Source organism: Steroidobacter sp., from assembly GCF_036402275.1.
Classification (GTDB): domain Bacteria; phylum Pseudomonadota; class Gammaproteobacteria; order Steroidobacterales; family Steroidobacteraceae; genus Steroidobacter.
Map to the genome: position 1 here is coordinate 92980 of NZ_DASWTF010000028.1, position 21603 is coordinate 114582.

General features: G+C 62.3%; 16 protein-coding genes. 12 read left to right on the forward strand and 4 right to left on the reverse strand.

Features of this window, described 5'->3' with window-relative positions:
* Positions 1 to 177 precede the first annotated feature (177 nt).
* The 4 genes from VGD45_RS13175 to VGD45_RS13190 all read left to right on the forward strand — a co-directional run bounded on the left by VGD45_RS13175 (position 178) and on the right by VGD45_RS13190 (position 7005).
* Positions 178 to 1353, forward strand: a complete 1176-nt coding sequence (locus tag VGD45_RS13175) for an HlyD family secretion protein (protein ID WP_331155774.1) — start codon at positions 178 to 180, stop codon at positions 1351 to 1353.
* Complete coding sequence (locus tag VGD45_RS13180) at positions 1350 to 4085, forward strand: ATP-binding cassette domain-containing protein (RefSeq protein WP_331155775.1); 2736 nt, start codon at positions 1350 to 1352, stop codon at positions 4083 to 4085. Before VGD45_RS13175 ends, VGD45_RS13180 begins: the two co-directional genes overlap by 4 nt.
* Positions 4078 to 6225 carry an ABC transporter ATP-binding protein gene (locus VGD45_RS13185; protein WP_331155776.1) on the forward strand — a complete coding sequence of 716 codons (2148 nt, stop codon included), beginning with the start codon at positions 4078 to 4080 and terminating at the stop codon, positions 6223 to 6225. Before VGD45_RS13180 ends, VGD45_RS13185 begins: the two co-directional genes overlap by 8 nt.
* A gap of 189 nt (positions 6226 to 6414) precedes the next feature.
* Entirely contained in the window at positions 6415 to 7005 is a 591-nt protein-coding gene (locus VGD45_RS13190; protein ID WP_331155777.1) for a porin family protein, read from the forward strand.
* 61 nt (positions 7006 to 7066) lie between these two features.
* On the opposite strand, the gene VGD45_RS13195 is transcribed toward VGD45_RS13190, so the two are convergent.
* Complete coding sequence (locus VGD45_RS13195) at positions 7067 to 8026, reverse strand: LysR family transcriptional regulator (RefSeq protein WP_331155778.1); 960 nt, start codon at positions 8024 to 8026, stop codon at positions 7067 to 7069.
* Positions 8027 to 8123: 97 nt separating this feature from the next.
* Between VGD45_RS13195 and pcaD the strand changes: the two genes are divergently transcribed.
* The 8 genes from pcaD to VGD45_RS13235 all read left to right on the forward strand — a co-directional run bounded on the left by pcaD (position 8124) and on the right by VGD45_RS13235 (position 17296).
* On the forward strand, positions 8124 to 8942 hold the full coding sequence (gene pcaD / locus VGD45_RS13200) for a 3-oxoadipate enol-lactonase (RefSeq protein WP_331155779.1): 819 nt from the start codon (positions 8124 to 8126) through the stop codon (positions 8940 to 8942).
* Between the two features lie 3 nt (positions 8943 to 8945).
* Positions 8946 to 9407 (forward strand): low affinity iron permease family protein, encoded by a 462-nt coding sequence (locus tag VGD45_RS13205; RefSeq protein ID WP_331155780.1) that lies wholly within the window; start codon positions 8946 to 8948, stop codon positions 9405 to 9407.
* Positions 9408 to 9495: 88 nt separating this feature from the next.
* The gene (locus VGD45_RS13210; protein WP_331155781.1) at positions 9496 to 11052 is read left to right on the forward strand and encodes a S10 family peptidase; all 1557 of its coding nucleotides are present in this window, start codon (positions 9496 to 9498) and stop codon (positions 11050 to 11052) included.
* Positions 11053 to 11098: 46 nt separating this feature from the next.
* On the forward strand, positions 11099 to 11227 hold the full coding sequence (locus tag VGD45_RS13215) for a hypothetical protein (RefSeq protein WP_331155782.1): 129 nt from the start codon (positions 11099 to 11101) through the stop codon (positions 11225 to 11227).
* 117 nt (positions 11228 to 11344) lie between these two features.
* Positions 11345 to 11926: a hypothetical protein gene (locus VGD45_RS13220; protein ID WP_331155783.1), complete on the forward strand. Its 582-nt coding sequence runs from the start codon at positions 11345 to 11347 to the stop codon at positions 11924 to 11926.
* A 112-nt stretch (positions 11927 to 12038) separates the two neighbouring features.
* On the forward strand, positions 12039 to 13874 hold the full coding sequence (locus VGD45_RS13225; protein ID WP_331155784.1) for an amidase: 1836 nt from the start codon (positions 12039 to 12041) through the stop codon (positions 13872 to 13874).
* A gap of 195 nt (positions 13875 to 14069) precedes the next feature.
* Positions 14070 to 14690: a porin family protein gene (locus VGD45_RS13230; RefSeq protein WP_331155785.1), complete on the forward strand. Its 621-nt coding sequence runs from the start codon at positions 14070 to 14072 to the stop codon at positions 14688 to 14690.
* A gap of 284 nt (positions 14691 to 14974) precedes the next feature.
* Positions 14975 to 17296, forward strand: a complete 2322-nt coding sequence (locus VGD45_RS13235; RefSeq protein ID WP_331155786.1) for a PQQ-dependent sugar dehydrogenase — start codon at positions 14975 to 14977, stop codon at positions 17294 to 17296.
* 78 nt (positions 17297 to 17374) lie between these two features.
* On the opposite strand, the gene VGD45_RS13240 is transcribed toward VGD45_RS13235, so the two are convergent.
* The 3 genes from VGD45_RS13240 to VGD45_RS13250 all read right to left on the reverse strand — a co-directional run bounded on the left by VGD45_RS13240 (position 17375) and on the right by VGD45_RS13250 (position 21598).
* Complete coding sequence (locus VGD45_RS13240; RefSeq protein WP_331155787.1) at positions 17375 to 18772, reverse strand: hypothetical protein; 1398 nt, start codon at positions 18770 to 18772, stop codon at positions 17375 to 17377.
* A gap of 264 nt (positions 18773 to 19036) precedes the next feature.
* Positions 19037 to 20302 (reverse strand): putative Na+/H+ antiporter, encoded by a 1266-nt coding sequence (locus VGD45_RS13245; protein WP_331155788.1) that lies wholly within the window; start codon positions 20300 to 20302, stop codon positions 19037 to 19039.
* 126 nt (positions 20303 to 20428) lie between these two features.
* Positions 20429 to 21598 carry an alpha-hydroxy-acid oxidizing protein gene (locus VGD45_RS13250; protein ID WP_331155789.1) on the reverse strand — a complete coding sequence of 390 codons (1170 nt, stop codon included), beginning with the start codon at positions 21596 to 21598 and terminating at the stop codon, positions 20429 to 20431.
* Positions 21599 to 21603 lie beyond the last annotated feature (5 nt).

Consider the following 21603-nt stretch of genomic DNA (forward strand, 5'->3'; position numbering starts at 1 on the left):
AGGTATCCTTCCGCCGGGCAGCGGCGGGGCACGCTGCGGAGTGTAAGCGCTAAATAGAACGTATCCGGAGCAAGGTTGCTCCTAACGGATTCCGAGGGAACGGGACCGTCGCCACTGTTCGCACGCCGGCAGCGGGTCGTGGCGACGGCTTTCCACAGTCAGTGCGATCTTGCAGTCATGGCCACTTCTTTTTCACGCACCTGCCGTTCCCTTTCGAATGACAGCTCGCGATACGCCCTTCTCATCTGGGGACTGGCGGCGGCGCTGCTCGTGGCCTGGCTGTGCTGGCTGTCGCTTGCCAATGTGACGACTTACGAGCTGTCGATGTCGGCGCGGCTCGAAGTGGCGCAGGCCGCGCACCCGATTTCGGCGCTGTTGCCGGCAAAGATTCTTTCGACCTCGGTGCGGCTCGGCAAGCGCGTCGAGGCGGGTGAAGTTCTGGTGGAGTTCGACGCCAGCAGCGAACGGCTGCGGCTCGAAGAAGAGGAGGCGCGGCTCAGATCCATTCCGCCGCAACTACAGGCGCTGGAGAAGCAGCTTGCAGACGAAGAGAATGCGGCCGCGCAAGCACAGCGGGTTACGTCCAGTGCGGTGGAGCACGCGCGTGCGAGGTATCAGGAGGCGCTCGCGACTGCGAGCTTTGCCGATGAAAACTCTCGTCGTCTGTCGCAGCTGAGCGCTTCGGGACGCGTGGCTGAAATCGAAGTTCTGCGCGCACGCTCGGAAGCCGTGAAGGCACGCTCGGCCGCCGACGCACTGTCATTCGAGATCAAACGGCTCGAAGCGGATGCGTATGGGAAGGCCAGTGAACGAAGCGCCTCTCTCGAAGGATTGCGACGCGAAGTAGCCGAGTTGAAGGGTGAAAGCGAGCTGGCGACGGCGACCATCGCGCGGCTGCGCCAGGATATCGAGAAACATATCATCCGCGCGCCCGTCGCCGGCGTGATCGGAGAGGCGCCACAGTTGGACGTCGGCGCATTCGTCGACGAAGGTGGGGTGCTCGGCAGCGTCGTGCCGTCCGGCAATTTGCGAGTGGTTGCCGAATTCGTGCCCGAGCAGGTCATGGGGCGGGTTACGCCAGGACAATCCGCACGCATGCGGCTCGATGGTTTTCCGTGGGCGCAGTTCGGCACGCTGGCTCTCAGGGTCGAACGGATGGCCAGTGAAATTCGCAACGGCCGCATTCGAGTCGAGCTGGTTCCGGAGCCAGGTCAGGATCCGCGAATGTTACAACACGGGTTGCCCGGTTCGGTGGAAGTGGCCGTCGAGCGCACGACTCCGCTGGTGCTGGCTTTGCGAGCGGCAGGACAGCGATTAGCGCAGTCAGGTCAGGGGCGCGGGTCTAACACGTGAGCCTCTGGTCCTCCTTCAAGGAACACGTGTCCGACGGCCACCGGCGATGGTGGGCCGCAGAAGTCGTCCAGACTTCGGCCATGGACTGCGGGCCTGCCGCTCTGAAATGTCTGCTCGAAGGATTTCACATTCCCGCCAGCTATGGACGCCTGCGCGAGGCATGCCAGACGTCCATCGACGGGACCTCCATCGACATGATCGAGACGGTGGCGCGCCAGCTGGGTCTCGACGTCGAGCAAGTCATGCTGCCCAGGGATTACCTGTGGGTGCCCGAGGCGAATGCGTTGCCGGCGATGGTCACGATCAAACAGCCCAACGGCATGACTCACTTCGTCATCGTGTGGCGGCGATTCGGTCGTTGGTTGCAGGTCATGGATCCAGCCGTGGGGCGGCGATGGACCACCTGTCGTCGGCTCACCGGAGAGTTGTTTCCTCACCGTATGCGCGTGCCGGCGGTCGATTGGCACGAATGGGCTGTTTCCAGCGAAACCTTGCGAATCATGGTCGGTCGGTTGCGGGCGCTCGGTGCGTCGCCGGCAGCAGCCGACGAGATCGTTGCGCGCGCCACGCAACGGAATCATTGGTATGCCATGGCCACGTTGGACGCTGCCGTGCGTTTGCTCGGCGCGCTCGTTGCTGGCGATGGAATCCGGCGCGGAGGGCAAGCGATCCAGTTGTTGGAAACATTGGTGGCGCGCACTGCGGAGGAAGCTCCTGGCACGTGCCGAGCGATTCCGCTTCTTTATTGGGCGGTGTTGCCGGTTGAGGAGAGCAATGGCGAGGAGTTGACGCTTCGCGGAGCGGTGCTGCTGCGGGTTCGTGGCCGATTGGAATCAACCACCGAGACCGAGGAGGCACTGGCTCCTGAACTGCGCGCCGCGTTGACCGAGCGCGCCGTGCATCCGATGCGGGAGCTATGGAACATGATACGAGCCGATGGAGTGCTCACTCCTGCGGCGTTGCTCGCGGCGCTCGGTCTTGCTGTCGGCGCTCTAGTCATAGAAGCGTTGTTGTTTCGCGGCTTGTTCGAGGTCGCGCGGGATCTGAGTGTCGCGAGCCAGCGGGCCGTGGCGTTCGCCGCCTTGCTGTGCTTCACGACGCTGCTATGGATCTTCGAGTTCCCCATCGTGGAAGAGTCATTGCGACTTGGTCGGCGGCTGGAAACGCGCTTGCGTTTACTGCTGCTCGAGAAGCTGCCGCGGCTCAGCGACCGCTATTTTCAGAGCAGGCCGATCTCCGATGTGGCGGAACGCGCGCACAGCATCTACTTATCACGGCAGCTGCCCGATCTCGCTGCCCGCATGGTGAGATTGGGTTGGGAGCTGATGTTTACGTTGCTCGGCATCGCATTCATCGACGTGCAGAGTCTGCCGCTTGCGGCTGCGATCGCCATTCTCGCCATCGGATCGTTGATCGCCGCTCAGCCGATGTTGAGTGAGCGCGACATGCGCGCCCGCAGTCATGCGGGCGCGTTACATGGCTTCTATCTGGATGCCTTGCTGGGCATCGTGCCGATTCGTACTCACTCGGCTGAGCTCTCGGTACGACGCGAGCACGAAGGTTTGCTAGCAGAGTGGGCCCGCGCAGCGCGAAGTGTGCTCCGTCCGACATTGCTGGTGAAGGCGCTGCAGTCTTTGGTTTGTATTTCGCTGGCGGGTTGGCTGCTGCTGAGACACGTCGAGTCGGTGGGAGTCACTGGCAGTTTGCTGCTGCTGGTTTACTGGGTGGTGAAGTTGCCAACGCTGGCTGAGGGCCTGGCAACGTTGGTGGCTCAGTATCCGGCGCAACGCAACGTCGCCTTGCGTCTGCTTGAACCGATCAAGGCGCCGGAACAGCCTCAGGCCGCAACGACGCGCAAGCCAGGACCCCATCCGGTCGAGCGACCCGCCGCCGTCGCAATCGAAATGAAGGACGTCGAGGTCGTCGCGGCGGGCCACGTGATCCTGCAGAATGTTTGTTTGACCATCCGGCCTGGCGAGCACGTCGCAATCGTCGGGCCTTCTGGCGCGGGCAAGTCGAGCCTGTTGGGATTGCTGCTGGGCTGGCATCAAGCCGCTGCGGGTTCTGTATTCATCGATGGTGTGGCTCTCACCGCTGCGCGGCTGTTACAACTACGTGGCGAGACCGCGTGGCTCGATCCCGCTGTACAACTCTGGAATCGCTCGCTGCTGGACAACCTGCGATACAGCGCGAACGCCGGTTCCCATTCGGCATTGACACAAATTCTCGAGAGCGCCGATCTGGTTCGAATGCTGATCGGCCAGCCGCACGGATTGCAGACGGTGTTGGCTGAAGGTGGGGCATCTGTATCGGGAGGCGAGGGGCAGCGATTGCGACTCGCCCGAGCGATGTGGCAGCGGAATGTGCGGCTCGCGTTGCTGGATGAGCCTTTCAGAGGGCTCGATCGCGAACAGCGGCATCGCCATTTGACCGAGATCCGCCGCTTCTGGCAGGACTCGACGATGATCTGCGTGACTCACGACGTTGGGGAAACACGGGTGTTCCCTCGTGTGCTGGTCGTCGAGAACGGACGCATCGTGGAAGATGGACGGCCCGAAGAGCTTGCCGCCGCCGTGGGCTCGCGATATCGAAACTTGCTGGACGTGGAGGAGTCGCTTCGTCAAGGCATTTGGAACGCGACGCTGTGGCGAAGGATTCGGCTGGACGGCGGACGACTGCACGAATCGAGTCGCGTCTTTCTGACTGCACGGAGCAACGCTGGCCATGAGTGAGCTCGCCGCGCTCGCATGGCCCCTGGGCCGTATGCCTGAAGCGGTAGCCTCGCTGGCGCGCTGTGCGGGCATGAAACCTTGGCACGTCGCTGCTTCGGCGTTGCCAACATTCCGTGAAACGCCAGAAGATGAAGACTTCGATCGCTGGCTTCAACACATCGGTGCGACACAAGGCATAGAAGTCGAGCCCGTCGAAGCGAGCGGTGCGGAGGTCGAAGCGTTGCTTCAAGGAGCAGGACCCGCGCTGCTGCGATATCGCGAGATCGATGGGCGAGAGTCGGGTGAGCCATCGGTCCTGCTGCTGCTTCGTTCGCGCGGGCGCATGACCTTACTTGTGAGCCCCGATCAGCGCATCGTCGAGTTCCCGCTCGACCGAGTGAAGGCTTCGCTTTGCGCCGAGCAGGAGCGGCCGGTGATCGCGGATGTCGATGCGCTGCTGGATCAAACAAACATCGCGACCCGGCGTAGAGAAAAGATCAAACGGTTGCTGGTGCAGGAACGCATGGCCGGCCAGCGCGTGCCGGGCTGCTGGTTGCTGCGAATTCCACCGACGGCCAGTTTCTGGAAACAACTGCAGCACCAACGGCTGCCGAGCCGATCGATCGCGATGCTGGCGATTTTCGGTGCGCTGTTTGCCTTGGAGATCGCTGGCTGGTCGCTCATCGGGCGCAGCGCGTTGGCCGGCCAGCTCGATGCCGGATGGCTACTTGCCTGGGTGTTGTTGTTATTGGGCACGGTGCCGCTGCGTCTGGCCGGTGGTTGGCTGCAGGGAACGTTAGCTATCGCTGCGGCCGTCCTGCTGAAGCAGCGCCTACTGACTGGCGCCCTGAAGATGAGCATGGAGGAAGCGCGCCGGCGTGGCGCGGGCCAGTGGCTCAGCCGTGTGATCGAGTCGGAAGCTCTGGAGTCGTTGGCATTGAGCGGCGGTTTCGCCGTGCTGATCGCGACGGTCGAGCTGTGTCTGGCCGCTTGGATTCTCGCGATGGGAGCCGGGGGCGCGTGGCATGTTTTGTTGCTACTCGGCTGGCTGATTGTCACAGCCATGTTCGCGAGACGCTACTATTGTCGGCTGCAAAGCTGGAGCCAAGCGCGGTTAGGCTTGACTCATGACCTCATCGAGCGAATGGTGGGCCATCGCACTCGCATGGTCCAACAAGCGTCCGAGCACAGACACGAAGACGAAGATCACGAGCTCGACCGTTATCTCACGTCCTCGAAGGATTTCGACCGCGCGTATGTTCCTCTCGCCGCAGGTGTCCCGCGCGGTTGGCTCGTCGTTGGCTTAGCTGGCCTCGCGCCGGCGTTCGTCGCTGGCAGTGCTGAGACAGCCGGTCTCGCAATCGCCCTCGGTGGCGTGTTGCTCGCACATCGCGCGCTGAGCTCAATCGCCGTCGGCCTCTCATCATTGCTACGCGCGGCAGTTGCGGCGAAGGAGGTTGCACCGTTATTCGCCGCTGCAAGCGAGGAGAGCCCTTCTCCCGGCACAATTTCATTCGCTACCGAAACGAATCCGCCGCCCGCTGAATCAGCCAGAGTGCTCGTGCAGGCACGCGATCTGGTCTTCCGCCAACGACCCCAATCGGCGCCGGTCATCGACGGATGTAACTTCACCATCCATCGCAAAGATCGCATTCTGCTCGAAGGCCCCTCGGGCGGCGGCAAGTCGACGCTCGCCTCACTGCTGGTCGGCTTACGCAAACCCGAATCGGGTTTGCTACTGCTGGATGGCCTGGACCGCCACACCTGGGGCGACACATGGCGGCGGCTGAGCACCGCCGCCCCGCAATTTCATGAGAATCACGTACTGAGCGGCACGCTCGCATTCAACTTACTCATGGGCCGCCGCTGGCCTCCCGAACAGGCCGACCTCGACGAAGCAACCGAGCTTTGTCGTGAGCTGGGCCTGGGCGAGTTGCTCGAACGAATGCCCTCGGGCGTCATGCAAATGATCGGCGAAACCGGATGGCAACTCTCGCACGGCGAGCGCAGCCGACTGTATCTGGCCCGCGCTCTCTTACAGCGCGCCGAACTAGTCGTTCTCGACGAGAGTTTCGCAGCGCTCGATCCAGACACGCTGGATCGGTGCTTGCGATGCGCGCTTTCTCGCGCACCAACGCTAGTGGTGATTGCTCATCCGTAGAGCCTGCCGATATAGCTCGCCTAATCGAATCCCGCGCGCTCTGCAACTCGTGATGCGCCTCTCAATTCGAAAGCCCTGACAGCCCTGCCATGCGGTTGTAAGCAATTGTAAACGGCATACTCCGCGCTGCCCTCGGAAGGCGGGAGCGGGGTGCTCACGCCGAGGGCGCACTCAAGGGAGAGTTTCTCAATGCATAAGCGAATGGCTTTGAACGGACTGGCTCTGCTTGGCCTGCTGGCCAGCACGACCGTTCTTGCCGAGGTTCAACCCGGCTTCTACGTGGGCGCGGGCGTCGGCACGGCGAAGGTCGAGCAGGACACGATAACGGACGAGGACCTTGGCGATTTCACATTCGATTCGGACGACACCGCGTTCAAGGTGTTCGGCGGTTATAACTTCAACCAGTACTTCGCGGTTGAAGCCGCTTACTTCGATGGCGGTGCGCCGGAAGAAACCATCGTCGCCGTCCCTGGCGCACGGGCCACGCTCGAGATCGGCCTGAGCGGCCTGATCGTTTCGGCGCTCGGCCGCCTGCCGCTCAACGATGCGTTCTCCCTCTACGGCAAACTCGGCCTCGCTTCGTACGACGTCGATTTCAAGGGCCGGGTGAACGGCGACACGTTCGCCACGGACAGCCTCAGCGAGGACGATGTCTCTTATGCGGTGGGCGCCTCGATCAACGTCGGCGCTTCGTTCGAACTGCGTGCCGAGTACGAAGCCATCTCTATCGAAGACGGCGACTTCAACATGATTACAGCGAACGGAGTCTTCAGGTTCTGATTTCGATCGAGCGTCAGCTCACACCGGGCCACGGAGGGCCCGGGCGACCCGACCGCAGTAGTTATCGGCGTCGGCTCTTACGTTTGGCACGCACTGTACGGCGAGTGGAACCCGGTGCGAGTTGATCGCGAACTACGGCTGCTTGCTCCTGCAGGTACGACCAGAGCCGTGTTGCGATAGGCCCATGTGGCCGATCGAATCGGCGTGCGACAACCAGGTCTTCCGTGATACCGGGGTAATGCCGGCCAGCGAGAGAAAGCAGGCGGCCGTCGCGCAGCTCATCTTCAATCAGGAATCGCGGCAGATGGCCCCAAGCCATGCCCTGCATGATGAGCTCCTTTTTCATGTTGTGATCCGCCACGGTGCACTGGTGAGCGCCGGCGACGATGTAATGACTTTCTCCCGGCCCACGCTGCGTGGTGTCGCGGATCACGCATTGAGTGAGATCGCGCATCTGCGTGGGTGAAATCGTGGAGGAAACAGGGAAGGGCAAGAACCCCGGCGCCGCCACTGGCGTCAGTGTCACTTTGCCGAGGTCGATCCATTCCAGACGCGAATCGGTTTTGTCGACGCGGTGGACGATCAGATCCGCCTGATCGTCGAACAAGCGCTCCCACGGACCGGTGACCGCCTCGAAGTGCACGTGCAGCCGTGTTTGACGGAAGCGAGCGAAGAAAGTGCTCAACAGACCTAGCAGAGCAGGGCGGGGGCATAGGTCGCCGAGCACCACGCGCAGCTGAGTTTCTTCGCCCATCGCCAGCTGTTTGGCGTGCGTGCCGACGTCCTCCGCCAACTGCAACAGCGCCTGTACGCGCCGGTGGAACGAACGGCCCGCCTCAGTGGGCTGCACTCGATAGCCACTGCGATCGAGCAACTGCACGCCGAGCTGCTGTTCGAGCTTCGCGACGGCCGCGAATACTGCTGGGTGGGATCGATGCAGCCGAGTCGCCGCCGCTTGAAATGCGCCCGCCTGCACCACGGCGTCGAAGCACTGCAGCTCGTTCAGAGTGAACTGGATCATTGTCAGAGATCGTTACAGAGTCTGTCCGAACTTAATAATATCCACTGAACGGGTGAGTGGCTACGATTTCGCTTATAGCCAACCAGGAGATCTTCCGATGAATCTCGCCACGAACTCGTCTGCACGCGCCGAATCTTTCTTCACCACGGGCGATGGCGTACGTACCGCTTATCGCATCGACGGTCCACAGGATCGGCCGGTGCTCATATTGTCGAACTCGATCGGCACTTCGCTGCACATGTGGGATGGTCAAGTCGACGCGCTCGCCCGTCACTATCGCGTGGTTCGGTACGACATGCGGGGGCATGGCGCATCGGGCGTCCCGGCCGGCGCGTATTCGCTGGATCGTCTGGGGCGTGACGTGCTCGAGCTGATGGACGAACTGCACATCGACAAAGCCCACTTTCTGGGGCTGTCGCTCGGTGGTTTTGTGGGGCAGTGGTTGGGCATTCACGCGCCCGAGCGCATCGACAAGCTCGTGGTCGCCAACACCGCCTCGTATCTCGGGCCGGCCCGGCAGTGGGACGCGGCGATCAGCGCGGTCGAGCGAGCGCCCGATATGAAGGACACCGCGGAAATGTTTCTTCGCAATTGGTTTCCGGCGGCGTGGCTGGAGTCGGATGCGCCAGTCGTGAAGGAATTCCGCTCGATGTTGTTGTCAACCGATCGTCACGGGCTCGCCGGCGCATGGGCGGCGGTGCGCGATGCCGATCTGCGACGCACGATTGCGCTCATCAGTCGTCCGACGTTGGTGATCGCGGGGCGGCATGACACGGTCACGGCAGCCAGCCATGGCGAGGCGATTGCTGCGACCATTCCTGGCGCGCGTCTGGTGGTGCTGCCCGTGGTGCACCTGTCGAACATTGAGCAGCCCGAGGAGTTCATACGGGAGGTGACGAATTTTCTGAAGGAGTGAGCCATGCGCAAACGTGCAGATAAGAAGAGATCCGGATTTGCCAGATTCGCCCAGGCGGCGTCACGGGCGGCGGGGCGGCCCAGTGCGTTCATCGCCGCCGTGGCGATCATCGTCGGTTGGGCTGTGAGCGGGCCGTTGTTCGGCTTCAGCGATACGTGGCAGCTGGTGATCAATACCGGCACGACCATCGTGACCTTTCTCATGGTGTTTCTGATTCAAAACACCCAGAACCGCGACTCCGAGGCGCTGCAGATCAAGCTCGACGAACTGCTCCGCTCCATCGACGGCGCGCATCTGGCGCTGCTGGATCTGGAAGAGCTGGATGAAAAAGACCTGGACCGGATCCGCGACGATTACCGGAAGCTGGCGCGGCGTGCGAGGCGCGATCTGGCGGAGGGAAAATCGGATACCGACGTGCGAGAAGTCGGCCCGGCGCGTCGCGAGGAGGCGAGCCGCAAGAAATGATTGAACCGGGCCTGACATATCTGTCATGTGCCCCAAGATGACTCGCAATATACTTGCGTCCCCCTGAATCACGACTGGTGGACGCCTGATGAAAAATTATCGCCTCATCGCCGCACTCGCTGCATTCTTTTCGCTAGCGGCGCCGGTGGTCGCCGGCGCGGCCCAGACCACGCTGCCGGTGGAGCAGGAAAAACAGCAGGAAGACAAGCAGGAGAAGCCGGTCCCCGAACCCAAGGTGTGGACCAAGCGCCACCAGATCAAAATCGCCGGCAAGGCGGTCGACTATGAAGCCAAGACCGGCACGCTGCTCATGAAAGATGAGAAGGGCGAGCCCATCGCGCTGTTCGGTTTCACCTCTTATGTCCGTCAGGGCCAGGACGCGCGCACGCGGCCCATTGTGTTTGCATACAATGGCGGCCCCGGCTCGGCCTCGGCCTGGTTGCACATGGGCATCCTCGGCCCGCGTCGCGCCGTGCTCGAAGATCTCGCGAGCAATACGCGCGGCCCCTTCAAACTGGTGGACAATGAATACACTTTCCTCGATCGCGCCGACCTGGTGCTGATCGATCCGGTCGGCACGGGCTTCTCGCGCCCGGTCGGCAAGGCCGAGGGCAAGCAGTTCTGGGGCGTGGACAACGACATCAAGTCGGTCTCCGATTTCATCGTGCAATACCTCGGCGAGTTCCAGCGCTGGGGCAGTCCCAAGTTCATTCTCGGCGAAAGCTACGGCGGTATCCGCACCGGCGGCGTGACCTACGATCTGTTGACCCGGCACAACGTGGCCTTGAACGGCATCATCCTGGTGTCGCCTTATCTGGACTTCGTCACCGGCACGGCGGGCCTGAACAGCGACGCGGGCGACGCGAATTTCTTTTCTACGTATGCCGCAACGGCTTGGTATCACAAGGCGCTCAATCCGCAGCCGCCTGAGCTCGTACCTTTCCTGCGCGAGGTGGAGCAGTGGATCGATACTGTTTATCACCCCGTGCTGTACAAGGGCGCACGCGCGACGGCCGAGGAGCGACGTGCAGCGCTCGAAGGTCTCGCTCGTTACACCGGCGTGAGCGCTGAATACTGGGATGCGGCCAACCTGCGCCTGGACGAAAATCATTTCCTGCAAGAGTTGATGCGCGCTCAAGGCAAGACCATCGGCCGCATCGATTCGCGCTTCGCCGCCGGCATGCCGAGCCGCCTCGCTGAAACCACCGCGTTCGATCCTTATGCGAGCGCCGTGGCTCCGGCGATCGTCGCTACATTCAACGACTATGCTCGCCGCGAACTCGGTGTGGTGTCCGAGCTGAAGTACGAGCTCTCAGCCGGCCTCTACAAAGATTGGGACATCGGCCACGTGCAGCCGGATTCGAACGGCCGCAAGATTCCGTACGCGAACGTGCTGCCCGATATCTCTTACGCGATGACCATGAATCCGAAGATGAAGGTTCTGGTGCAGCAGGGCTACTTCGATCTCGCCTGCCCGTACGGCACGGTAAAGTCGGCCATCGACCATCTCAACATCACGCCCGAGCTGCGTCGTAACGTGCACATCGAATATTACGAAGCCGGACACATGATGTACGTGCACCCGGGCTCGATGGGCAAGTTCGGGGAGACGACCAAGGCGTTCATTGTCGAGAACTCGAACTAATACTAAAAGATCCCCGGAGGCAGCTGCTTCCGGGGATCGCTGCGCCATGGAAGTTATTTACGATCCATCCGCCACGGATGTCGAGCCCGTCGCCCGGATGGCCGCGATCGGCGTCCCTGCGGATGATATCGAGCGCGTCGTTTATTCCGTCTATCCGGAACTGGGAAGCCCGTAACGGACCTCGCTGACAGCGCCTCGGATCGGATCCGAGTGGCGGATCGGTTCGAAGAGTCGAGTGCACCAGTTCAGAACATCTTGGAAGAAGTTTGTGAGTGCGCAGGGAGCTTCTGCCATGCCGTTGACAGAGAGTCTCAGGTTCGACTGGAAGTCGCTACGCGCGGCAGGAAGTGCTGAAGGAGTGCCCGCGGCGATTGAGCGTCTTCGAGATGCGAAAACCTCTGAAGAGGCGACGCGCGCGTACTGGCGAATCGATAACACCGTCATAGTCCAGGGTGCGCTCTACGAGGCCGCGGAGCACACCGTTCCATGCGTTCTCTCGGTGTTGTCAGACTGTACCGAATCGGCTCGGCCATGGGCTCTCGAACTGCTGTTTCAGCTAGGGGCGGGTGGAACGCACCGGGTTGAGTTGCAGGCTGGGAATAAGGATATCGATGAGAGATGTCGTGCCGCCGTCAAGCTCGGCGTCGCCATGTACTTCTACTACCTCGAGCACGGCGCCCCGGAGGAGAGTGGCTTCTGCGCGGACCTCATCGAGTTATGCGCACGAGACGATGAGCCGATAGCACTGCGCGGTCGGTGGTGGCTCAAGCGGCTAATCGGGACTACGCAGGACGAACGACTCAGAGGGATCTATCAGACCTGCCTCATGAAGATAGAAGCATCCTTGGAATCGGGATGCCGCGGGGAAGACTGAGCGGGAAGTGACAAAACGGCAGCAATGCCCGGCGTGTCCATCGGTTCCGGATATTTTCCCAGCGCCGCGCGAGATATAAGAGCCGCTCCTAACACGACAGCAGGAGACGGACATGCAAAAGCGCGATGTGCATGCGGACCAGCGTCCGAGCGAGTCGGAATCTCCTACGCAAGATCAGGGAGCTGATCAGACCGGCGCGGTAAGCCGGCGTTCGTTTTTACAGGCAGGCGCGCTGGCGGGCGGAGCGGCGTTGACGGGATGGTCCAATAGCAGCGCCGCGGGAACGAGCACGGAAGGCCAAGAGCGCGGGGGCGATCCCGATGGGGATCGGGATATCGCCGGCGCATCGATCTCACAGCTGCAATCGAAAATGGCGGCGGGTCGTTTGAGCTCGGCCGAGCTGGTCGAAATTTACTTGCGGCGGATCGCGGCGATCGACAAAGGGCTCGATCTGCGAAGTATCGTGCAGCTCAATCCGGAGGCGAGGCGAATCGCCATGCAGCTGGATCAGGAGCGGCATCGGAAGGGACCGCGAGGTCCTTTGCATGGAATTCCCATTCTTCTGAAAGACAACATCGATACGGCCGATCGCATGCAGACGACCGCGGGCTCGCTCGCGCTTGCGGGAGCGGCGGCGTTGCGGGATGCAACGGTGACGAAGAGGCTGCGAGATGCGGGCGCGGTGATTCTTGGCAAGGCCAATCTCAGTGAGTGGGCAAACTTCCGCGGCTTTCAGAGCTCGAGCGGGTGGAGCGGCGTGCGCGGGCAGTGTCGCAATCCGCATGTGTTAGATCGCAATCCATGCGGCTCCAGTTCGGGTTCGGCGGCTGCCGTGGCGGCGGCGCTCGCGACCGTGGCGTTGGGCACAGAGACGGATGGCTCGGTGGTGTGTCCTTCAGGACAGTGCGGCGTGGCCGGCATCAAACCAACGGTCGGGCTCACCAGCCGGGCGGGTGTTGTACCGATCTCCGATACTCAAGACACAGTAGGCGTGCACGGCCGCAGCGTCGCTGACGCTGCCACAGTGCTCGGCGCACTGACTGGCGTTGACCCGAGAGACGCGAAGACCGCAGCCAGCGCGGGCAATTTCTCCCGCAACTACACGCAGTTTGTGAAATCAGACGGACTCGAGGGAGCCCGCATCGGCATCGCGCGCCAGTTCACCGGCGCGACGACTGAAACGGACGAAGTATTCGAGCAGGCAGTGCAGGTCATGCGCGATACGGGCGCAGTGGTCATCGATCCCGTGGAGTTTCCGTCGTTCGACGAGTTCAACGCCGATCAGTCGGAGCTCATCGTGCTGATCTACGAGTTCAAGCGCGATCTCAACGCGTACCTCTCGACGCGTTCTGGCGTGCCAGTGAGCACGCTGGCCGATGTAATTCAGTTCAACATCGAGCATGCGGATCGCGAGCTCAAGTTCTTCGGCCAGGAGTTGATGGAGCTCGCGGAGTCTGACGTCTTCAGCGAGTCGGAATATCAACAGGCGCTGGTGCGTGGTCCGCAACTCGCAGCGGAGCGGGGCATCGACGCCGTGCTGGCCGCGCACGATCTCGATGCGATAGTTGCGCCGACCAACTCACCAGCCTGGCCGACGGATCTCATTAATGGCGATGCATTCCTCTTCGGCAGCTCGGGCTTCGCGGCCGTGGCAGGTTATCCGCTCGTGAGCGTCACCGCAGGCTACGTGTTCGGGCTGCCGGTCGGCATCACGTTCATGGCGTCCGCTTGGAGCGAGCCAACGCTGATACGTGTAGCGTCCGGATTCGAAGCGGCTGCGGATGTGCATCGCGCGCCGCGTTTCCTCCGCACGTTCCAACAAGACGAGAGTGGCGCTATCGCACGCGAGAAAACGCAGCTGACGAGCGGCGCGAGCGCGTTGAAGACGCATGCATCGAAACTGGATCAGTTCCTGGTGCCCAGGCTGCGCCGTTTGAACTATCTCTAAGCGCGAGACCCATCACAACTCATGGGAACTTGTCTAGGACCACAGTTGCGTGGCTCGTAGCAAGTTCCCCAGGCATTGTTGAATCCAGAGCAACACGTTCTTCTGCGCCGACGGATTTATCGCAGTGGCTTGCGAGCGCACTCTCACTGCACGTCGCAGCGATGCGATGGTGAAAGAATCTTTAGGAGTAGAACGATGTTGACGAAGAAAAGTCTTCTTGGAGTGGCTGCACTGAGCGCGCTTGCTCTGAACGCCGTGCCGGCGATGGCGCAGGTGACTGCGGGCAGCCAGGAAGTTCATGCGTATGTCGGCGAGGCGTTCGGTGACGACGTGACCGATCGCAGAATCGGCGGGCGCACGCCGGAGCTCGACGACGACGTCACTTATGGCTTGCGCTACGGATATAACTTTACCGATGCGTGGGGCCTTGAATTGTCATTGGGACAGACCAATACCGCGGTCACGGGTCTGCCTGGCCGCGATACCGACCTCGATCTCACCACGTTCGATGTCGATGCGGTCTATCACTTCAATCCGGGCGGACGGTTCGTGCCCTACGTGCTCGCGGGCCTCGGTTATGCGAGCGCCGATCTCGATCGGCCGATCGCTGGAACGGTGAGCGGCGTGGGTCCGGTGCGAATCGATGACGACAACGGCTTCACTGTGAACGCGGGCGTAGGCGCGAAGTATTTCGTGACCGACAGCGTCTCGCTGCGGCTGGATGCGCGCTATCGCTACTTGGACAAGGTCGTCGATCGCTTCGACGATTCCTTGAACACGTTCGAGACGACGTTCGGCATCGGCTACCAGTTCTAAGCCGCGAGCGACGACCGGCGCGACACTTCATCGCGCCGGCTGTCGACAAAGTTGACAAGAAATTCGACGTAGCTTCCGGGCAACAGACGGCGTTCGAGGCGCTTATAATTTTTATAACAAACTTTTATTAAACATCTGCCTGCCTGGCGAAACCTGCGCTGCTCGAGCCACAGCGTCTGGAAACATTCGAATTGCTGCTGCGGAACGAACTCGATTCGTCAGGCGTAGCAGTACTGAACGCGGGTGACCCCAATATAACTAGGTCGCATAACGAGGCAGCGCCCATGGCTCAGGCTCGATACTCAGCGGGTCTCGTGTTGTCGTTGGCTTTGCTGATCGCCGGTTGCGGTAGCAGCGGAGATGGCGACGGGCAGGGTACGCGGGAGCCGCCGCCGACCTCGCCAGGGCCGCCCAATCCGCCGGCTCCGAATCCGCCGACTCCCAATCCGCCGAATCCGCCCGATCCGAATCCACCCGCGCCGACCTCCGGGCTGGACGCGCGACCGAGTAACACGACTTGTATCGCACCAGCGCGCGCGACGGGCAGCGCCAGCATCGCGACGGAACGAGTGTTTCCAAACCTGAGATTCCGGGACGCCGCCGGTGTCAGCAGAAATCCTCTGCTGATGATCCAGGCGCCCAACGACAGAAGCCGCTGGTTCGTGGTGGAGCGCTACGGCACGGTGAAAGTGTTCGAAAACAATCCGGCGGTCGCGACTTCGTCCATGTTCCTGGATATCGGCGCACGAGTCGATTCCACCTGCGCCGAATGCGGTCTGCTCGGCATGGCGTTCCACCCCGATTTCCCTACGACTCCGCGCGCGTACCTGGTGTACACGAGCCTGGATCGCAATGGCGGCGGACCGGACACTCATCTTTCCGAATTCACCTCGCCCGACGGCGGACTCACGCTGAATCCCGCCTCCGAGCGCATCGTCATGACGATCTATAAGGGTTCGGTGCATCACCACGGCGGCAATATCATTTTCGGCCGCGACGGTTATCTGTATTTCGTCACCGGCGACGGCAACACGGGGAACAACGCCCAGGACCTGAGAACGTTGTTGGGCAAAGTCCTGCGCATCGACATCCGTGGTACGACAGGCTCGGCGCTCTATCGCATCCCCTCTGACAATCCGTTCGCCGCCAGCACCGCGCTCTGCAACGTCAACGGTACGGGCCCGCAGAACTGTCCCGAGGTCTGGGCCTGGGGGCTTCGTAATCCCTGGCGCTGGAGTTTCGATCGTCAGACCGGCGACATGTGGGTGGGCGATGTCGGCGAAAGAGAGATCGAGGAAGTGGATCGCGTGGTCCGCAGCGGCAACTATGGCTGGCGTTGCTTCGAGGGTACGCAGAACACGGGCCGGACCTGCGGCACGCCGGTGGGTACGATGCTGCCGCCGATCGCCCAGTACACCCACGAGCTCGGCCAGGCGGTCACGGGGGGCTATGTCTATCGGGGTAGCGCATTCCCGAGCCTGATCGGTCGCTATTTCTTCGCCGATTTCGTGAGCGGACGGATCTGGAGCCTTCCCAACGACACCGCGCCCACGGTGACGGTGACCGAAGGATACGACTCGGGCCTGAACCCTTCGTCGTTCGCTGAAGACCCCGACGGTGAGTTGTATGTCGTGAACATGCGAGGCGACATCCACAGGATCGTTGCCACAGGAACCGGAGGTGGCCCGGGCGTTCCCGAGCAACTCTCCGCCACCGGCTGCGTGAGTGCGACTGATCACACAGCCCCGGCGAGCGGGCTCATTCCCTACACGCCCACGGCGCCATTCTGGTCCGACGGCGCTGCGAAAGAGCGCTGGATCGGATTGCCGGACGGTCAAAACATCGTCGTCGGCGCCGAGGGCGATTGGGATTTCCCCAACGGCACGGTGCTGATGAAGAACTTCCGTCTCGACGATCGCTTGATCGAGACGCGGCTGTTCATGCGGCATCCCGACGGCGTCTGGGCAGGGTATACCTACGAATGGAACGCGCAGGGCACGGATGCCACGTTGGTTCGTGGCGGTAAGCGGGTGACGGTGGGCGCTCAGACCTGGATCTATCCCAGCGAAGCGCAATGTTTGCAGTGTCACACCGAGACCGCGGGGCGCTCACTCGGACTGGAGACGAAACAACTCGCGTCCAACATCACATATCCACAGACGGGCCGCACGGGGCATCAGCTGTTCACGCTGAATTCGATCAATACGCTGTCGCCGCCGATCGCCAATCCCGCGGCCGAGACGCCGTATCCCGATCCGACCGGAACGGGCGGCACGCTCAGCGAACGAGCACGCTCGTACCTGCACACCAACTGCGCGCAGTGTCATCGGCCCGGCGGCCCGACGACGGCCAACATGGATCTGCGTTACTCGACGGCGCTTGCAAATACCAATGCCTGCGACGCCCTGCCCGGACTCGGCGACCTCGGCATCGCCAACGCGCGGCTCATCGCGCCCGGTGCGGCCGATCGTTCTGTGATACCGGCACGCATGAATCTGCGGGACGATCCCAATGCGATGCCGCCGAATGGTCTCGGCGCGCGGGTCGATACGGCGGGTGTCGCGTTGATCCGCGAATGGATCAACTCGCTTTCGAGCTGTAACTGACGGCAAAAAAAAGCGTCTGCGCACCTCGAGCACGAGGCGTGCAGACGCTGCGGGATTCCTATCCCAGGAGGTAGAAAGTTATCGGCTGCTGAGCACCGGCGCTTCGGGCGAGCGGCGCGAGCGGCCTTCGACGTCGGCTGCCATGCCGTGCAGCCACAGTTCCAGATTGGTGTAACCGCTGGCGGTCACCGTGTCCGGATTGGCCGGCAGTTCGAGCGCGCGCCGGTTTTCCGGATAGCTCGGCCAACCGCCGGCGTTCCTGTTACAACGTGCGGTGCCGTTCGGCGACACGCAGTTGATGAAGGAGCCGGTGCGACTGCGCACTTGCTGTACGACGCGCGTGTCGACCGAATCGCGATCCGCCGGCCGCGCGCCTGCGAACTTGAGCACGCTGTTCAGCGCCACATCGTTCGCCGTCGGCAGTGTCGTGAAGCCCGCCGGCCAGGCCACGGGCGACGTGGACCTGAAGTTCGTCACGGTCACGGTACCGTAGACCGATCCGACGATCGACCATGGATCGGCGGTCACACCTTCGGCATCGTTGCCGGAAACGAACACTCTGCTGCCGGAGGGCAGCCGCGTCGAGTCGGCGCGGATCGAGATCGGGCCATCCTGCTGATAGTTGGGCCCCTTGATATACACGTTGCCGACGATCGAGTTGTTGGTCGCCTCGCCGCTCTGGCTCTGCAACTCGGTAGCTTTGTTCACCCAGTTGTAGATGACGTTGTTGACGATCACGGTCCGCCTTGCGTTGGTGAGCGGATTGCGCGACTTCGCGCCGCTCATGATATTGCCGGCGAGCGTGATGTTGCCGTCGACCGGCCCGAAGATCACGCCGTAGCCGTGCTCGCCTTCGGGATGGATGGAGTCGTGCAGCGGCTCGGCGAAAATGTTGTTCGTCAGGCTGACGTTGTTCCAGTTCTGCCACGCGCTCGCGATTTCGTCGATCGACCAGCTGAAGGAGCAGTGATCGATGACGATGTTGCTGATGGTGGTGCCGGGCGCGCCCGAAATTTTCAAGCCGTCGCGGTTGCCTGCCGGCTCGCCGCCGGGATCGTCACCGGGACGCACGTGAATGTGTTGGACGAGCACGTTGGACGTGCGCACGAACAAGCCGCCATTCCGCAGCAGGATGCCTGGCGACGGCGCAGTCTGGCCCGCGATCGTGATGTATGGATTGCGCAGCACGAGGTCGCCAGACAAACGAATAGTGCCCGATGTTTCGAATACGCACGTGCGCGGACCGCTCGCGTCCACGCAAGCTCTGAGCGAGCCGGCGCCGGAGTCGTTGAGATTGGTCACACGATGGACGGCGCCACCGCGCCCCGCCGGCGTGGTGATGCCATGGGTGGACGCACCAGGAATTACAGAAACAGCGCCTGCGGCCAGCGGAGCAACGCCGGACGCGACGGCAACCGCGGCGAGCAGGCAACGACGCGCGGCGCCGGCTGCGGAAATGCGGTTGAAATTAATCATCGACGGATCTCGGTCATGATTTGGTTTCCTCATACTTCTGCGTGAGTCCCGCGTTGGCGGGATGCACTCGCATGGGCCGTTCCCGGAGGCCGGGGTCAACGGCGGACGTTACAAGTCCGGGCGCTTCGATCCCATCGGAGAAGCCCTGAACGAGGGGGCAGTCTACGCGCAGTCCGGTGGTTCCTTTACCTGCACCCTTGCGGCGACAGGGGCAGCCTCCGCGGGTCGCTCGAAGGCGACGTCAGAAATGTGCGGAGGTCGTTATCACAGCAGAACGAACGCCGCGGCCGCCAGCAGCGTTGGCCCGAGGGCGCCAAGGAAAAGTCCGCCCGCGCCTATGGTCTCGTCCGCAAAACCATGTTTGAGCAACGCCACGCCCGCGGGATTGGGGGCGTTGGCGATGACCGTCAGTCCGCCACCCGCAACTGCGCCAGCGACGAGCATGTACTTCGACTGGTCGCTGATGTCTGGGATCAAGGAGCCGAGATAAGTCAGCGCGGCGTTGTCTGTGATCGCGGTGAGCGCCACCGCGCCGCCAAACAGCGCGAGCGGTTCGAGGCCGGAAACGATTGGCTGGAGCCACCAGCGCTGCATGCCGCCCAACAGCACGAGGCCTGCGAGAAAGAAGCTGACCAGCAGCGCTTCTCTGACGATCAGCGGGCTTTGGTGCGCTTCGTAGGCCTGCGTGAAGCCCAGGAACATCAGGAACAAGCCGAGAAAGACGATGGGATGATGCGCAAACATGACGACGCCGGTCAGGAACAGAGCGTGCACGAGCACTACCAGCAGCGGAATCGTAGGGCGCGAGGCGGCTTTGTCCGCCGCGACCGAGTGCAGATGCTTACGCAGTACGACGGTTGCGACGGTCGCGTTGATCAAAACCACCAAAGCGGCTTTCCAGCCGAAGTTGACCAGCATGAACGTGCTGTCCCACTGCCAGGTGGATGCAACCATCAACACCGGTGGCGCGGCATAAGAGGTCAGGGTGCCGCCGATGGAAACATTCACGAACAACGCGCCCAACGCCACGTACTTGGCGCGCTCGGGCACGTTCCGTTGAAACACCTGTGGCGCCAGCATCAAGGCTGCGATGGTCATCGCGGCGGGCTCGGTAATGAGCGAGCCGAACAGCGGCACGATCGCGAGACTCAGCCAAGTGATCATTGCAGGCGTCGGCAGAGGCAATAGGTGCGCCGTCGCTCGCAGCGTCGCCTCCACTGCGTACAGGATGGGGCGCGAGGCCGCGATCACCATGACCACGAAGACGAACAGCGGCTCGGTGTAGTTACGCGACTCGGCGTAAGCGATCGCATCGTCGCTGCCCGCGGCCAGTGCCATGCATGCGATCAGCAGGATGGCCCAAAAGCCGAACACGACTTCCACTTCGCCGAGCAAATGAAACAACCCGGCATGCCGAGGCGAGCGCGCCGCCAGGCGTTCGAAGTGTTTGACAGAAAAAGTGTGAAGCAGGGCCAGGGCAAAGAGTACCGCGGCGATCTTCTGCAGGAGCGGGTCGGTTTCGATGTTCATGGGCACGGCCAAGCCGCGTGGCGGCCCGACCAGCGCATCAACCTGTCGCGCGACCGGATTCGGCGACACCCGCGCGCAAGTGTAGCAGAACGTTCCGACCAGATTTGGAAGAACTGGATCGCGATTTCAACGACGCGTGGCCCCGGCAGCGCGGACGTCACGAATGGTCGGATAGCCGTTGACCGCCATGAGCAGGTCGGCCTCGGCCAGGATCGATTTCAACACGTGCGCCGCGCCGGCTGCTCCGCCGAGTGCGAGGCCATAGGCATACGGGCGTCCGATTCCGACTGCGCGCGCGCCGAGCGCCAGCGCTTTGACAACATCCGTTCCAGAGCGGATCCCCGAATCGAATAACACGGGCGTCGAACCAGACGCCGCTACGACGTCGGGCAACATATCGATCGCGGCGATGCCGCCGTTGGCCTGCCGGCCGCCGTGATTGGAGCAGAAGATCGCATCGACGCCGCCATCGATGGCGCGCTTCGCATCGTCGGGATGGCAGATGCCTTTCAATATCAGCGGCAGCTTGGTGAGCGAACGCAGCCAGGGCAGATCCGCCCACGTCAGCACTTTGCCAAACAGGCTGCCCCATTTGCTCACCGCGGCGGCCAGGTCCTGCTCGGGTGGCTTGTCGAGCAGCCTCCTGAAGACGGGGTCGGAAAAATAATTCGTCAGCACGTGGCCGCGCAGTTGAGGAAAGTTGGCCGCGTTCAGATCACGCGGGCGCCAGCCTGTGACCCAGGTGTCGAGCGTGACGACGATGCCTTTGTAACCTGCAGCTTCCGCGCGTTGCACGAGACTCGCTGCGAGGTCTTTGTCCTTTGGCGTGTAGAGTTGGAAGAACCCTGGCGTTCCCGCGAGCGTTGTCGCGACGGTTTCCAAAGGATCGTTCGACAACGTGGAAGCCATCAACGGAACTTGCGTCATGACCGAGGCTTGCGCGGCAGCGACATCGCCGTGCGCATCCTGCGTGCAGATGCCGAGCACGCCGATGGGACTCATGAAAATGGGCGAGGGGAATCTGATTCCGAACAGCTCGATCGACAAATCGCGACTCGAGCAGTCCACCATCATGCGCGGAATCATGCCCCAGTGCCTGAAGGCGTCGGCGTTCTCACGTTGCGTGAACTCGTCGCCGCAACCGCCCTGAACGTATGAAAGCACGTGAGGTGGCATCGCCGCCGTCGCCCTTGCTTCCAACGTGGCGAAATCCACTGGCAGCGCTGGCAGCACGCCGCGCAGTCCGGCGCGGTAGATGTCCAACTGGTAGTCGCCGAAATGATCCCTGTGAGCCATGTCCC

Bases quoted from the DNA above. Each gene is read 5' to 3' on its own strand.
- VGD45_RS13175 (WP_331155774.1), top strand. From the start codon at position 178: ATGGCCACTTCTTTTTCACGCACCTGCCGTTCCCTTTCGAATGACAGC.
- VGD45_RS13185 (WP_331155776.1), top strand. From the start codon at position 4,078: ATGAGTGAGCTCGCCGCGCTCGCATGGCCCCTGGGCCGTATGCCTGAA.
- VGD45_RS13190 (WP_331155777.1), top strand. From the start codon at position 6,415: ATGCATAAGCGAATGGCTTTGAACGGACTGGCTCTGCTTGGCCTGCTG.
- VGD45_RS13195 (WP_331155778.1), bottom strand. From the start codon at position 8,026: ATGATCCAGTTCACTCTGAACGAGCTGCAGTGCTTCGACGCCGTGGTG.
- pcaD (WP_331155779.1), top strand. From the start codon at position 8,124: ATGAATCTCGCCACGAACTCGTCTGCACGCGCCGAATCTTTCTTCACC.
- VGD45_RS13205 (WP_331155780.1), top strand. From the start codon at position 8,946: ATGCGCAAACGTGCAGATAAGAAGAGATCCGGATTTGCCAGATTCGCC.
- VGD45_RS13210 (WP_331155781.1), top strand. From the start codon at position 9,496: ATGAAAAATTATCGCCTCATCGCCGCACTCGCTGCATTCTTTTCGCTA.
- VGD45_RS13215 (WP_331155782.1), top strand. From the start codon at position 11,099: ATGGAAGTTATTTACGATCCATCCGCCACGGATGTCGAGCCCGTCGCC.
- VGD45_RS13220 (WP_331155783.1), top strand. From the start codon at position 11,345: ATGCCGTTGACAGAGAGTCTCAGGTTCGACTGGAAGTCGCTACGCGCG.
- VGD45_RS13225 (WP_331155784.1), top strand. From the start codon at position 12,039: ATGCAAAAGCGCGATGTGCATGCGGACCAGCGTCCGAGCGAGTCGGAA.
- VGD45_RS13230 (WP_331155785.1), top strand. From the start codon at position 14,070: ATGTTGACGAAGAAAAGTCTTCTTGGAGTGGCTGCACTGAGCGCGCTT.
- VGD45_RS13235 (WP_331155786.1), top strand. From the start codon at position 14,975: ATGGCTCAGGCTCGATACTCAGCGGGTCTCGTGTTGTCGTTGGCTTTG.
- VGD45_RS13240 (WP_331155787.1), bottom strand. From the start codon at position 18,772: ATGATTAATTTCAACCGCATTTCCGCAGCCGGCGCCGCGCGTCGTTGC.
- VGD45_RS13245 (WP_331155788.1), bottom strand. From the start codon at position 20,302: ATGAACATCGAAACCGACCCGCTCCTGCAGAAGATCGCCGCGGTACTC.
- VGD45_RS13250 (WP_331155789.1), bottom strand. From the start codon at position 21,598: ATGGCTCACAGGGATCATTTCGGCGACTACCAGTTGGACATCTACCGC.